Origin of the sequence: Kitasatospora azatica KCTC 9699, from assembly GCF_000744785.1 — a bacterium.
In the GTDB taxonomy this organism is placed as follows: domain Bacteria; phylum Actinomycetota; class Actinomycetes; order Streptomycetales; family Streptomycetaceae; genus Kitasatospora; species Kitasatospora azatica.
The window spans coordinates 1,008,041-1,021,538 of the sequence record NZ_JQMO01000002.1; the positions used below are offsets into that span (position 1 = coordinate 1,008,041).

The following is a 13,498-nucleotide window of genomic DNA, read 5'->3' on the forward strand; positions in this document are numbered from 1 at the left end:
CACAGACTCCCGCCGGACCCACGGACTCCCCCCTAGACTCGGCCTCGGCGAGGGGAGAGCAATGGCGGACGAGCAGTACCAGGTGCGGCCGATCGGCTGGGTGGAGTCACCACTGCTGGAGCGGGCGGAGGCACCCAAGCAGGGCGACGAGGGCGGACCGGACGTCTGGCTGGTCTTCGATCCCTCGGTGGCCCGCGGCCTGCGGGACCTGGCGGTGGGACAGGACGTGCTGCTGCTCACCTGGCTCGACCGCGCCGACCGCGAGGTGCTCGCCGTCCACCCCCGTGGGGACCTCTCCCGCCCGGACACCGGTGTTTTCGCCACCCGCTCGCCGGACCGCCCCAACCCCATCGGCCTGCACCGGGTCACCATCCTGGCCGTCGAAGGCCTACGGATCCGGGTCAGCACCCTCGAGGCCCTGAACGGCACCCCCGTACTGGACGTCAAGCCGGTACTGGGTCGTCGATGCCCTGCCGGGCACCGCTCAGCACGGTGGCGGTGACGGCCGCCGCGGTCAACAGCGCGGCCACGCAGAGCGCGGTGAGCCCGCGCACCAGGCGCGGAGTGGTCCACCAGCCCCGGGCCAGCGGCGCCGACCAGCGTGCGGGGCCCGGCCGCCATGCCGGGCCCCGCACGCCTCCCCTTCGAACCGAGGTACCTCGGGCGCGCCGCACGGATATCGACAGTGGCTCGGTCGAACCGGAGCCCGTCTCCCCCGACGGGTTCGTCTTCCCTGGTTCGACCGTGCCGGCCGTTCCCCGCTCTGTCATTGCCGCGCTCCCCGTACCTGGCTGCCAGTGGTCGCTCGCAGATGTCGCCACCGGTCAACGGCACCGATCGGACTCCCCCACGGAGCGTTCTCGGGCCGTTCGAGAAGTGACGCTAGGCGAGCGGAAACCGGCCCTCAGCGTTCCTGACGCGTTCTTCGCGCGACGGGGGGCGATCTTGACGCATCACTAGCAGCCGGGTTGGGGAACGCCTGTCCAACGGCCGAAGCCCCGGCCCTGCGCAGGATCGGCGGGACTGCTCAGTCATCGAGCAGGGTCCACTTCTGAGGCAGCTCAACGGTCAGCATCGCCTCGACTCCCGCAGGCGGGAAGTCCGGCCAGCTTCGTGTGACGTCGTGTCGGCGGTTCAGCCGTTGATCGAGGAAACGCTGCCAGCGGATCAACCCGTCGGCCGCGTCGGTCGGGCTCAGCCGGCCCACCGCCATGGATCTTGACGGCGCCCTGACGCCGACCGCCGAGCCGCCACCTGCTACCCGGTGCCGCTCCTCCCGATGCCATGTCAATTACCCGTAGATATCGGATCATTGCCCACCGTTGGCCGGCCTGCAGTGGCACCATGGAGGGTCGGTGCGCTGACGAACGGAGAGTCCGGTGAGCAGTCTCAACAAGGGTCTGGAACGCGTCGAGGTGAGCCTGATGTGGGATCCGAGTCCCGCAGGTTCGGCGCCCCACGACCTGGACCTCATTGCAGCGACGTACACCGAGGACGCCCCGTCCGGCGCCCCCGCCTACCTGGTGCATTTCGACAGCCGCTCTCCCGACGGCACCATCACGCTCAGCAGGGACAGCCGCGACGGCAAGGGCCTCGGTGTCGACGAGCGCCTGATCCTGGAGCTCGACCGCCTGGCGCACCGCTACGTCAGGGTGCTCGTGGGCGTCGCCATCCAGCAGCAGAACGGCCGGCTGACCTTCGCAGGCATAGCCCACCCCGAGGTACGGGTGAGCAACGGGCACAGCGAACTCGCGGCGGTGGACTTCACCGACCTCGGCGGGGCAACGGCTGCGAGGGTCGCGGAATTCGTCCGGGACGGCTCAGGGGCCTGGGGATTCCGCGCCGGCGTCCACGGCTTCGATGCCGATCCGGCGACCTTCGCGACGGCCATGGGCGGCTAGGGCCCGTCCGGCCCTAGTGCTGCTCCGCAGAAGTTCGCTGAGGGGTGTTGATCCGTACCTGCGTTGAGCCCAGAAGTCCGCCCCCCCGCAGCCGGTGCAAAGCCGCGCGTAGGCCGAAATCAGTTGGCGAAGCAGCCTGTTGTTTGGTCGGGTGCTGCCATGTCACTTCGCCCTCGCTATGACGAGTTCGCCGACTGGTACGACGCCTACGTTGAGAGCGGAGTGGGTCGTCCGTTCGCTGAAGCCGCTGACCAGTTGATCGCTCAGGTACTCGGCGTCGGGGACGGGCAGACGTGTCTCGACCTTGGCTGCGGAGGGGGAGCCCATATCCCCGCTCTGACTGCCCTGGGATGGCAGGTCCTGGGAGTGGACATCTCCCCTCGCCAGGTCGAGATCGCCCGCCGTTCCGGGGCTGATGCCATCGTGGCCAGCGCCGACAGTCTGCCGCTCGACGACCAATCACTCCTGGGCATTGCCGCCTGCCGGCCCCAGTAGCGCGGCCTGGGCGCTACGACTTCTTCGGCGGCACCAACCTCGTGTCAGAGAACGGTCCGGCGAGGTAGAGGTCCCCTGCGCAGTCGAGGGCCTCTTCAGGGGGGCCGGCCGGCAGTCCGCTGGGCCGGATGTTGTCCTTGTAGCCGTCGTTGCTGGCGAGGTAGAGGGCGAAGCCCCAGGTGTGCAGCACGCCGGTGAAGCGCAGGCGGCACAGCGGCAGGCTCCGCCCGCCGGGCAACTCGGCTGCCACGTAGGCGAATCCGGCGCGGAAGCAGACCGTGATGGCGTCCACGTACGGCCAACGTTCGCGGGCGCGGCGGTTCAGGCGCTGCCGCTTGCCGCCTTGGGCCTGGGCGGCCTGCGGGATGCCGAACGCTCGGGCCGGCCGAGGGCCTACGGGCCCGAGGTTCGCGTGGCGATCGTGGCTACCGCGACCAGCATGCCGCCGTATCCGGAGTCGACCTGGTCCCACCGGGCGATCGCCCAGCGGGTGGCCGGGACGTGCTTCACATCGGTCTCCGCTTCCCAGGTCGGCCGGATCCTGGCCGGCCTGGATCTGAAGCCGCACAAGGTCCGTGGCTGGCTGACCCGCCGGGACACCCCCGACTTCTGGCAGCGAGTCGCCGAGGTGTGCGCGCTCTACCTGGATCCGCCCGAGGGGGCGGTCGTGCTCTCGATCGATGAGAAGACCGCGATCGCCGCCCGCTCGCGCCGCCATCCCGGGCATCCCGTACGCCCTGGTGAACCCGCGCGGCAGGATTTCGAGTATCGGCGCCACGGCACTTTCGGCGGAGCGCGCCGCGTGCTGCGGCGCGCTCCGCCGGGGTCGGCTACTGCGCGGATGGCGGCTGCGCGAATCTCAGGATGTTGCCGTACGGGTCGATGACTTGAAGCGTCGGGCCTCCGGGCGCGTCCGGAGAGATTCCGGGACGTACCGGCGCGTTCGGTCGGGCGAGCAGTTCCTTGTGCAGCGCGGCCACGTCGCGCACCGGGAGCCAGACCGCGCCGTTGGGGCTGCCATCGCCGTGGTGCTCGGAGAGGTGCAGCACTGCTGACGAGCGCGATACCTGCACGTACAGTGGCAGCCCAGGCTCGAACCGGTGCTCCCAGTCCAGGGCGAAGCCCAGGTAGTCAAGGTAGAACGGCAGTGCCTCTGCGACGGACATGACGCGCAGGACCGGCACGCCCGGGCTGATGTCCGGCGCGCCAGGACTCCCAGCCCGGCGGGCCAGAGCGGCGAGCACGTTCCAGTCCCTGGTGCCGAGTTGGTGGGCGATCAGTTCGAGCGCGAGGCTGTGCGGGATCTCGATCCCTGCTGTGGCAAGGTCCTCGCGTAGCAGTTTGGCCAGCTTCTTGGCCTGGTCTGTGGTGGGGGACGTCATCGCGCCCGGCTTTCCACGCGGCCCGTCCTGCCGATGCTCGCGTTGTCGGCCGGTGCCGCGTTCAGTGAGCCGAGGCGAGGCGACCCACGGTGCATTCACCCAACCTTGAAAGGCGCGAGCGGCCGGCTGCACCAGGCCGTTTCCGATGCTATCGGTTGACCTGAACGGCGCGCCACTATGGCGCCGCGCTCATCTCGTGCAATCCACGAGCCCGCCCGAGGGCTTCCAGTCCGACCCTCCCGGGCAGATCAGCACGCGAGACCGTGGTCGGCGCGCAGGCCGTGCCTGGGCAGCTCCACGACCTGGACGCCCGCCGCGCGGAGGAACTCCGCGACGGCGTGGGCGGTGCCAGCGTTCAGGGAGAACACCTGGGCACTCGTTCGGCCCGCTTCCGCCCCTGGATGCCCACGGCAACCGGTGCACCAATTCCGACGGCACCGTTGACGCGATTGACGTAGGCATGGCAGCTTCGAGCGGCCCGGGTGCGCACACCAGGTCGTGTGCCCGGCCATCCCCCACAAGGAGAGCCATGTTAAAGGGACTTGCCGCCGTGCTCGGCGCCGCGGCAATAGTCGCGGGCACGTTGACGGTCACGGCCGCCCCCGCCCACGCGGCCGCCGCCGGTGACCTGACCTCGACGATCGCGCTGGACGACTGCTCGGCCTCACTGGTGCGTTTCCCCACGTCGCAGAACACCGACCGGGCGATGATGCTCACCAACGGTCACTGTCTGCCCACCATGCCCAACTACGGCGACGTGATCCAGAACGCCCCCGCCAGCCGCAGCGGCACCCTGCTGAGCTCCAGCGGCGCCTCGCTCGGCACGGTCAACGCCGACAAGGTGCTGTATGCGACCATGACCGGCACCGACGTGACGCTCTACGAGCTGACCGACACCTTCGCCTCGATCACCAGCAAGTACGGGGCGACCGCGCTGACCCTCAGCAGCAGCCACCCGGTGGACGGCTCGGCGATGTTCGTCCCGTCCGGCTACTGGCAGCAGGTGTGGAACTGCTCGGTCAACGGCTTCGTGCCCACCCTGCGCGAGGACCAGTGGAGCTGGCACGACTCGATCCGCTACAACCTCGGCTGCAACACCACGCACGGCACGTCCGGCTCCCCCATCGTCGACGCCACCAGCCGCCAGGTGGTCGGCATCAACAACACCGGCAACGACGACGGCCAGATGTGCACCCTGAACAACCCGTGCGAGGTGGCCGCCGACGGCTCGACCACGGAGACCAAGGGCCAGAGCTACGGCGAGGAGACCTACTGGTTCACCACCTGCCTGACCGCCAACCGCACCATCGACCTCGGCGTCAGCGGCTGCCTGCTCACCAAGCCGGGTGGCACCAGCGCCGTCACGGTCACGAACCCCGGCGCGCAGAGCACCGTGGTCGGCAGCGCCACCCGCCTGCAGCTCACCGCGACCGGCGGCACCGCCCCGCTCACCTGGTCCGCGACCGGCCTGCCCGCCGGACTCACCGTCAGCTCCGCCGGCCTGATCACCGGCGCCCCGACCGCGGCCGGCACCTCCACGGTCGCGGTGACCGCCACCGACGCCACCGGCGCCAGCAACTCCGCCACCTTCAACTGGACCGTCACCGCGGTCGGCACCGGCTGCACCCCGGCCCAACTGCTCGGCAACCCGGGCTTCGAGACCGGCACCGCCTCCCCGTGGACGGCGAGCAGCGGCGTGATCGACAACTCCAGCAGCGAGTCGGCCCGCGCCGGGTCCTGGAAGGCATGGATGGACGGCTACGGCAGCAGCCACACCGACAGCCTCGCGCAGACCGTCACCATCCCGACCGGCTGCAAGGCCACGCTGAGCTACTGGCTGCACATCGACACCGCGGAGACCGGCAGCACGGCCTACGACAAGCTCACCGTCACGGCCAACGGCACCACGGTGGCGAGCTACTCCAACGTCAACGCGGCCACCGGCTACGCCCAGCACACCGTCGACCTGTCCGGGTACGCCGGGCAGAGCGTGACGGTGAAGTTCACCGGCACCGAGGACTCCTCGCTGCAGACCAGCTTCGTGCTGGACGACACGGCGCTGCAGACCAGCTGACACCAGCTGAGACCTGCTGAGATCTGCTGCGACCTGCTGCGACCTGCAAACCCCTGGCCGTACCCGGGGCGCCGGAAATCCGGCGGCCCGGGTACGGCCGGCTGCTCATGATCCGGCGTAGGCCGTCGCCTGGATGCCGTAGAGCTCGGCGTAGCGCCCCTGTCGAGCCAGGAGTTCCTGGTGCGAACCGATCTCCTCGAGCCGCCCCCGGTCGAGCACCAGGATCAGGTCGGCGCCGGTGACGGTCGAGAACCGATGCGAGACGATGACCGTGATCGCCCCGGTGCGGGCCGCGAGTTCGCGGGCACGGGCCATCTGGCGCTGGAAGATCTCCTGTTCGCTGGGGGCGTCCAGGGAGGCCGTGGGCTCGTCCAGGACGAACAGCAGCGGCTCGCGGCGCATGGTCGCCCGGGCCAGGGCGGTCTTCTGCCACTGCCCCTCGGACAGTTCCACGCCGCCCAGGGCCCGGCCGAGCCAGGTGTTCACCCCCTGGGGCAGCCGGTCGACGAAGCCGGCGGCCTCGGCCTCGCGCAGTGCCTCGTAGATGCGCTCCTGGTCGTCGAGGTGCGGCAGGTCGCCCAGGCCGACGGTCTCGGAGAACACGGTGTGGTAGCGGCCGAAGTCCTGGAACGCGGCGCTGGTGCGCGCGTGCCAGCCGGCGCTGTCGAAACGGGCGAGGTCCACCCCGTCGACGGTGATGCGCCCCGAGTCCGGCTGGTAGAACCGGTTGAGCAGCTTGACCAGGGTGGTCTTGCCGGAGCCGTACTCGCCGACCACGGCGAGGACCGTCCCGGCCGGGACGGTGAAACTCACGTCGTCCAGCGCGAACCGGTCGGTCCCGGGGTACCGGTAGCTGACCCGGTCGAAGGCGATGCCCTCGGTGAGCCGGGGCGGCGTCGCGAGCTCGCCGGAGCCGTGGGTGCGCCGTTGCGCCACGAACCGCCGCAGCCACAGGTAGGGCTCGACGAACCGCTGGGCGGCGACGGAGTCGGTCGTGCGGCCGACGGCGGCCTCCACCGAGCCGCGCATGGTCGACGCGACGGTGATGGCGAGGACGACGTCGCCCGGTGAGCCGTGTCCCCGCGCGGTGCGCTGGATGACCACGGCCAGCGCGGCCACGAAGCCGGCCGTGAAGAGCGCCCATCCGCTCACCCGCCAAGCGGCAGCGCGGAGTTGGGCCCGGAACCGGCGGTCGGCGGCCTCCTCCCACACGGCGGCCTGGCGGCGGGCCAGTTCGCCGCCGGCGCCGGCGACCCGGATCTCCTTGGCGGCCGCCGCCTCCGCCGCGATGTCGAACAGGTGCTTCTGGAGGCGGACCGCCTCCGCCGTCTCGGTCTCGACCCGGCTGACGCGGCGCTGGCCCTGCCGGTCGAACCAGAGCGGGGCAGCGGCGAACAGGACCAGCAGCAGCAGCCAAGGGCTCACCGTGCCCAGCAGCAGGAGGGAGGCGCCCAGTTGGAGCACGCCGAAGGCGGCGGTAACCGCCGACCAGAAGCCGTTGACGATGGCCCAGGGGGCGGTGAGGACGATGTTCACCCGGTCCAGGTAGTCGCTGCGCTCCACGTGCTCCAGACCGTCCAGCAGCACGATGTCCCGGTTGATCGCAGCCGGTAGGTCCAACACCGCGACCTTGTCCACGAGTTGGCCCTTGAGGTTGAAGCCGAGATCGGTGAGGACGGTGGTGACTGCGTGGACGAGGGCGGCTCCGACCGCCCCGGCGACGGCGGCACCGGCATCGCCGCTGATCGCGCCGTTGATGGCGGCGCGCAGGGTCAGCGCGGTGGCGGGGACCGTCACCAGGGACAGCGCCTGGGTGAACAGGACGGCGAGCGTCAGCGCCCGTGAGCGGTGGTAGGAGACGGCCAGCAGTTCGCGGGCCAGCCCCAGGTAGTCCCGTGCGGTCGCTCGGTACTCGGTCTGCTGCTGGGGCGGGGTCACAGGAGTTCGCTTTCGTCCGTACGATCGTCGTAGCCGAGCCGGAAGCGCTCGGCCTGGATGGCGAAGAGGTCGGCGTACCGGCCGCCGAGGGCGATGAGTTCGTCGTGGGTGCCGGACTCGGTGATCCGCCCGCCGTCGAGGAGCACGATGCGGTCGGCCTGCCGGACGGTGGAGAGCCGGTGCGAGATCAGCACCACGCTGGCCCGGCCGCGGTGCTCCGCGAGCCGGTTGAAGACGTCGAACTCGGTGCGCACGTCCAGGTGGGCGGTGGGTTCGTCGAGGACCAGCAGGTCGGCGCCGGTGTGCACCGCGTACAGGGCACGGGCCAGCACCGCCTGCTGCCACTGGCCTCCGGAGAGGTCGACCCCGCCGGTCCGGGTGCGAGCGAGCGGGGTGTCCCAGCCGTCCGGCAGCCGCTCCAACACCGCGTCGAAGCCCGACTCCTTCGCAGCGGCGTCCAGGGCGGCCCGGTCGACGGGGACGGTGGCGTGTCCGAGCGCGACGTTGTCGGCCGCCGACAGCTGGTACTTGACGAAGTCCTGGAAGACGACCGAGACGTGCTCGCGCCAGCCGGCGGCGCCCAGTTGGGCGATGTCGGTCCCGTCGGCCGTGATCCGGCCCCGAGTGGGCCGGTAGAGGCCCGACAGCAGTTTGATCACGGTGGACTTGCCCGCGCCGTTGAGCCCCACCACCGCCAGTAGTTCGCCGGGCCTGATCTCCAGGTCCAGGCCGTCCAGCACGGTGCGCTCGGTGCCCGGGTAGGTGAAGGACACGTCCTCGAAAGCGACCAGCGGCGGCTCGGCCCGCCGCTGCCCACGGGGCGCCGGGAGGGCGCCGCCGGCCTCCGGGCCGAGGACCTCCGCCAGCTCACGGTAGGCCAGCATGCCTTCGGTAGCGGCGCGGATGTTGCGGACGTCCTCGCTGTAGCCCAGCGACTGCACGAGCGACCAGGAAGCGGTCAGCACCGCGGTGAGGGCCGACACACCGACCGCCCCGTGGGCCGCCTCCCGGGTCACCGCGAGGTACACCACCACCAGCGGAGCGCCGACCAGCAGGAACTGGCTCCACTCGTTGCGCAGCAGTCTGCGGGACATCTCCCAGGTGGGCTCGAACATCGCCCGCAGGTGCCGCTGGATGCGCTCGACCATCCACTCGCCGAAGCCGAAGACCCGCACCTCCATGCTGGGGCCGACGGCGGTGAGCGCCTCCTCCCAGGCCGCGGCGCGCAGTCCGTGCTCGACGCCCTTGCGCCACACCGCCGTGAAGACGTTCGCCTGCCGGTTGCGCAGGTACTGGTTGACCGCTCCGGGCACCAGCAGGACCGGCACAGCCCACCACACGTACTGCGCCAGCACCGCACAGGCGCCGGCCAGGCCGAGGAGCGAGGCGAGGCGGCGCAGGCGTCCCAGGGCGCCGTCGGCCGGGGTGCGCTCGGTCCAGTTGGCCGGTTGGGCGCGGGCGCGGCGGATCAGCTGCTGCACCTGCGGCGTCTCGAGCGCTTCGATCGTGGGGCTCGCCGTGGTGAACCCCAGGACCCTCGCCCGGTGCGCCCCGTCGATGCGGAGGGCGGCGAGCTGACCCAGCGGGGCCGTCAGCGCCTCGATCACGTGCCCGAGCAACAGGACGGAACCGAAGGCGACGAGGGGCGCGAAGGCGGCGTCGGACAGGTCCGCACCTGGATGGCTCTGCACCCTGGCCACCAGGGCCGCGGTGGCCAGCGCGGTGGCAGCCGGCAGCGCCGCCTGAACGAGAAGGAGCCCGACCAGGGCGGCCAGGAGCGGTGGCCGCGCGTCCAGCAGCGGGCGCAGTAGCAGGGTCAGGTGATCCGCCCTCGAGCGAACGGCATTGTCGAAGCGCTTCGACTCGAACATTGGTCAAATCTCCCAGCCATGCTGATCTCGTGTCAACTCATAATCCCCGCATGTGAGTTCCGTCGAAATTCATCGAATCGGCATCGAATGTCCGACGACTCGAAGCTGGGCGAGCAGAGCTCCCCGTCATTTCGAATCTTTCGAGTAGCATTCCGACTACAACAGATCGAAGGGCAACCCTCGCCACCCGTCGGGAGCCCGGGCGGGATCTGCTCCGGCCCGTCGGCGGTCTAGCATCCAGTCCGTACGGTGCGGTCGCATCCCTGCCGTACTGCCATCCACGCCCAGCAGGGGCATTCCAGGAGGACCTCGTGACCAGAGCGGCGACACTCGCCGAGATCGCGCAGGAGGCAGGGGTTTCCGCGCCGACTGTTTCGAAAGTCCCGAACGGGCGCGCCGATGTCGCTCCCGCCACCCGCGAGCGGGTGGAGGAGCTTCTCCAGCGCCACGGCTACCGGCGGCGCGGGGGCCGCCAGGTGAGCCCGCTGCTGGAGCTGGTCTTCCACCAGCTGGAGAGCGCGTGGGCGATGGAGGTGATCCGCGGCGTCGAGAACGCGGTGCGCGAGGAGGGGTTGAGCATCGTGCTCTCCGAATCCGCCGGACGCCTCAGCCCCGGTCAGTCCTGGATGGACGGCGTGCTCGCCCGCCGCCCGACCGGCGTGGTGCTGGTGCTGTCCGATCTGGACCGCGCACTGGGCGAGCAGCTGACCAGCCGGAACATCCCGTTCGTGGTGCTGGACCCGGCCGGCGACCCGGGCCAGGGGATACCGGCTGTCGGCACCACCAACTGGGACGGCGGTCTGGCCGCCACCCGGCACCTGCTCGACCTCGGCCACCGGCGAATCGGCCTGATCGGCGGCCCCGCCCGGATGATGTGCAGCCGCGCCAGGGCCGACGGCTACCGCGCGGCGCTCGACATGGCGGGCATCCCGTACGCGAGCGAACTGGTCAAGGAGGGCGACTTCCAGCACGAGTCCGGACGGCGGATCGGTCTGGAGCTGCTGGGCTTGGCCGACCGGCCGACCGCCGTGTTCGCCGGGAACGACCTGCAGGCGTTCGGGCTGTACGAGGCCGCCCGCGAGCTGGGGCTGCGCATTCCGGAGGACCTCAGCGTGGTGGGCTTCGACGACCTCCCGCCGGCCCGCTGGGTGGGCCCACCCCTGACCACCGTCCGTCAGCCACTGACCGAGATGGCCGAGGTGGCGACCCGCCTGGTGATCGACCTGGCCCGCGGGGTGCAGCCCGGGACCGTACGAGTGGACCTCGCCACCACCCTGGTCGAGCGCGGCAGCACCGCCCCGCCGCGAAGGGACTGACGGAGCCCCGGGCTCCCCGGCCGAGTGCGGAGCGGTGCGGTCGCCGGGGAGCCGCCCCCGGCGTGGTGTGGCGCCGGCCGCCCACCCCGTGGCGGTGCGAAAGGATGCAATCCCGGCTCCAGGGCGCCGAGCCGGTGGCCTACGGGGACGGCCGTCAGGCGGAGTGGAAGTCCGCGTGCAGGCGCCGGGTGTGGTCCAGAACGCGGACCGGCCCGTCCAGCCGGACGGTGGCGGTGAGCCGGAGGTCGGTGCTGGAGGCGGCGAGGCGCAGCTCCAGCTCCCCCGGCTCCACGATGCGTCGGCCGTCGCGCCCGGTGAAGGACGCGAGGTCGGCCGGGACGCTGACCCGGACGCGGGTCTCCTCGCCCGCGTCGAGGGTGATCCGCCGGTAGCCGATCAGCCGCTGCACCGGCTGGACCACGCTGGCGACGGGGTCGTGCAGGTAGAGCTGGACGGTCTCGCTGCCGCTGCGGTCACCGGTGTTGCGCAGGGTGAACGCGAGGTCGACCGCCCCGGCGGTCGTGGCGTCGGCCCGCTCCATCGCCAGGTCGGTCCAGGCGAAGGTCGTGTAACCGATGCCGTGCCCGAATCCGAACGCCGGGGTGGGGTCGGTGCTGGACACCTCGCTGGGGCCGGCCAGGCGGGCGGCGAGGTAGGTGGAGGGCTGCACGCCCGGCCGGGCCGGGATGCTGACGGGCAGTCGGCCCGAGGGGTTGGTCCGGCCGCTGAGCACGGCGACGACGGCCTCCGTCCCGGCCTCGCCGGGGAAGAAGGTCTGCACGAGGGCCGCCGCCTCGGTCACCGCGCGCCCCAGGGCGTAGGGCCGGCCGGCCAGTAGTACCGGGACGACAGGCTTGCCGGTGTCCAGCAGGGCGTCGAGCAACTGTCTCTGCACGCCGGGCAGTTCGAGGGACTCGACATCGCAGCCCTCGCCGCTGGTACCGCGCCCGAACAGGCCGGCCCGGTCGCCGAGGGCGACGATCACGACGTCGGCCTGCCGAGCCTCCTCGACGGCCTCGGGGAAGCCGGACGCGTCGAGCCCGTCGACGCTCGCCCCGGTGGCGGTCCGGATCTCGCTGTGGGGGAACTCGGCCGCCAGCGCCTGGCGCAGGGTGGGCAGTTCGATGCCGACCGGTACCTCGGGGTGCTGGCTGCCGACGTGCACGGGGAAGGCATAGCAGCCCAGCACCGAGGTCGGGGTGTCGGCGTTGGGGCCGATCAGCGCGATCCGGCGGGGGCCGCGCAGCGGCAGGGTGCCGTCGTTGCGCAGCAGCACCACGGCCTGATCGGCGATCTCCCGGGCCAGGGCGCGGTTCTCCGGGGGGTCCAGGTCGACCGATCCGCGCAGCTCGCGCGGGTCGTCGAGGCGGCGGCCGGCGAGTGCCGCCGGGACGGCGTCCCAGTCCGGGTCCAGCAGGCCGAGCTGGGCCTTCTGCGCCAAGACCCGGCGCAGCGCCCGGTCCACCAGCGCCTCGGGCACGGTCCCGTCCTCGACGGCGCGCAGCAGCGGCTCCCCGAAGGTCTTGACCGTCGGCAGCTCCACGTCCACGCCGCTGGCCAGGGCGAGGGCGGCGGCCTCGGCCCAGTCGCCTGCGACACCGTGCAGCACCTTGAGGAAGGCGATGCCGAAGTAGTCGGCCACCACCGTCCCCTCGAAGCCCCAGGTGTCGCGCAGCAGCCCGGTCAGCAGGGCCTCGTCGGCGGCCGAGGGGATGCCGTCGGTGTCGGTGTAGGCGTGCATGACCGAACGGGGCCGGCCTTCGCGGACCGCCATTTCGAAGGGCGGCAGGATCACGTCGGCTCGCTCGCGCCCGCCCATGCCGACGGGGGCCAGGTTGCGTCCGGCGCGCGAGGCGGAGTAGCCGGCGAAGTGCTTGAGCGTGGCGACGATGCCCGCGGACTCCAGGCCCTGCACGTAGGCGGTGGCCACCGTGCCGACCAGGTAGGGGTCTTCGCCGATGGTCTCCTCCACCCGCCCCCAGCGGGCGTCGCGGACGACGTCGAGGACCGGTGCGAGGCCCTGGTGGACGCCGACCGCGCGCATGTCGCGGCCGATGGCCTCGGCCATCCGCCGGATCAGGCCCGGGTCGAAGGTGGCACCCCAGGAGAGCGGCACCGGGTAGACGGTGGCGCCCCAGGCGGCGAAGCCGGCCAGGCACTCCTCGTGCGCGAGGGCGGGAATGCCGAACCGGTTGGCGGCGGCGATGCGTTGCTGGCCGCGGGCCAGCGAGAGCGCGCCCAGCGCCGGGTCGACCGGCACCGTGCCGAAGGACCGGGTGAGCTGGCCCAGCCCGGACGGGAGCAGCTCGTCGAGATCGGGCGGCTCCTCCATGTCGTGCTGGTGCGGGGCCACGTCGCCGCCTTCGTCGGAGGCGCCGACCCAGACGCCGACGAGCTGGGCCAGCTTCTCCGGCAGCGTCATCTCGGCGATCAGCGAGTCCGCGCGCTCCTCGGGGCTGAGCGCGCGGTCGCGCCAACGGGCAGTCGGGTCAGCGGACGGGGCGACCTGGTTCATGTTGCC

11 protein-coding genes and 2 pseudogenes are annotated in these 13,498 nt (G+C 71.7%); 7 read left to right on the forward strand and 6 right to left on the reverse strand.

Features of this window, described 5'->3' with window-relative positions; all coding sequences use genetic code 11:
• Positions 1-61 precede the first annotated feature (61 nt).
• Complete coding sequence (tsaA, locus tag BR98_RS04740; RefSeq protein WP_051969303.1) at positions 62-502, forward strand: tRNA (N6-threonylcarbamoyladenosine(37)-N6)-methyltransferase TrmO; 441 nt, start codon at positions 62-64, stop codon at positions 500-502.
• Between the two features lie 525 nt (positions 503-1,027).
• On the opposite strand, the gene BR98_RS04745 is transcribed toward tsaA, so the two are convergent.
• Positions 1,028-1,207, reverse strand: coding sequence for a hypothetical protein (locus BR98_RS04745; RefSeq protein ID WP_198042125.1), 180 nt, complete (start codon positions 1,205-1,207; stop codon positions 1,028-1,030).
• Between the two features lie 172 nt (positions 1,208-1,379).
• Here BR98_RS04745 and BR98_RS04750 point away from each other — a divergent pair, with 172 nt between their 5' ends.
• Positions 1,380-1,901: a TerD family protein gene (locus BR98_RS04750; RefSeq protein WP_035840414.1), complete on the forward strand. Its 522-nt coding sequence runs from the start codon at positions 1,380-1,382 to the stop codon at positions 1,899-1,901.
• A 159-nt stretch (positions 1,902-2,060) separates the two neighbouring features.
• Positions 2,061-2,396, forward strand: a complete 336-nt coding sequence (locus tag BR98_RS42455) for a class I SAM-dependent methyltransferase (RefSeq protein WP_051969304.1) — start codon at positions 2,061-2,063, stop codon at positions 2,394-2,396.
• 13 nt (positions 2,397-2,409) lie between these two features.
• Here the strand turns inward: BR98_RS42455 and BR98_RS04760 are convergent, their stop codons facing one another.
• Positions 2,410-2,688: a hypothetical protein gene (locus BR98_RS04760; protein ID WP_232247243.1), complete on the reverse strand. Its 279-nt coding sequence runs from the start codon at positions 2,686-2,688 to the stop codon at positions 2,410-2,412.
• On the opposite strand from BR98_RS04760, the gene BR98_RS42460 reads away from it, so the two are divergent.
• Positions 2,578-3,282 (forward strand): helix-turn-helix domain-containing protein, encoded by a 705-nt coding sequence (locus tag BR98_RS42460; protein WP_407639415.1) that lies wholly within the window; start codon positions 2,578-2,580, stop codon positions 3,280-3,282. The two genes, BR98_RS04760 and BR98_RS42460, sit on opposite strands and share 111 nt — an antisense overlap.
• On the opposite strand, the gene BR98_RS40080 is transcribed toward BR98_RS42460, so the two are convergent.
• Positions 3,227-3,778, reverse strand: a complete 552-nt coding sequence (locus tag BR98_RS40080) for a glyoxalase superfamily protein (RefSeq protein ID WP_035840418.1) — start codon at positions 3,776-3,778, stop codon at positions 3,227-3,229. The two genes, BR98_RS42460 and BR98_RS40080, sit on opposite strands and share 56 nt — an antisense overlap.
• Before the next feature lie 709 nt (positions 3,779-4,487).
• Here BR98_RS40080 and BR98_RS42760 point away from each other — a divergent pair.
• Positions 4,488-4,925 (forward strand): annotated as a pseudogene (locus tag BR98_RS42760) (trypsin-like peptidase domain-containing protein); the annotation flags it as partial.
• Between the two features lie 198 nt (positions 4,926-5,123).
• Positions 5,124-5,852, forward strand: a pseudogene (locus BR98_RS42765) (putative Ig domain-containing protein); the annotation flags it as partial.
• 105 nt (positions 5,853-5,957) lie between these two features.
• On the opposite strand, the gene BR98_RS04775 reads toward BR98_RS42765, so the two are convergent.
• Both BR98_RS04775 and BR98_RS04780 read right to left on the reverse strand, forming a co-directional pair.
• Positions 5,958-7,790, reverse strand: coding sequence for an ABC transporter ATP-binding protein (locus BR98_RS04775; protein WP_083975983.1), 1,833 nt, complete (start codon positions 7,788-7,790; stop codon positions 5,958-5,960).
• Positions 7,787-9,661, reverse strand: a complete 1,875-nt coding sequence (locus BR98_RS04780) for an ABC transporter ATP-binding protein (RefSeq protein ID WP_035840423.1) — start codon at positions 9,659-9,661, stop codon at positions 7,787-7,789. The genes BR98_RS04775 and BR98_RS04780 overlap by 4 nt, the downstream gene beginning before the upstream one ends.
• A 311-nt stretch (positions 9,662-9,972) precedes the next feature.
• On the opposite strand from BR98_RS04780, the gene BR98_RS04785 reads away from it, so the two are divergent.
• Positions 9,973-10,977 carry a LacI family DNA-binding transcriptional regulator gene (locus tag BR98_RS04785; protein WP_035840426.1) on the forward strand — a complete coding sequence of 335 codons (1,005 nt, stop codon included), beginning with the start codon at positions 9,973-9,975 and terminating at the stop codon, positions 10,975-10,977.
• Between the two features lie 154 nt (positions 10,978-11,131).
• Here BR98_RS04785 and BR98_RS04790 read toward each other — a convergent pair whose 3' ends face one another.
• Complete coding sequence (locus tag BR98_RS04790; protein WP_035842972.1) at positions 11,132-13,492, reverse strand: beta-xylosidase/alpha-l-arabinosidase; 2,361 nt, start codon at positions 13,490-13,492, stop codon at positions 11,132-11,134.
• Positions 13,493-13,498 lie beyond the last annotated feature (6 nt).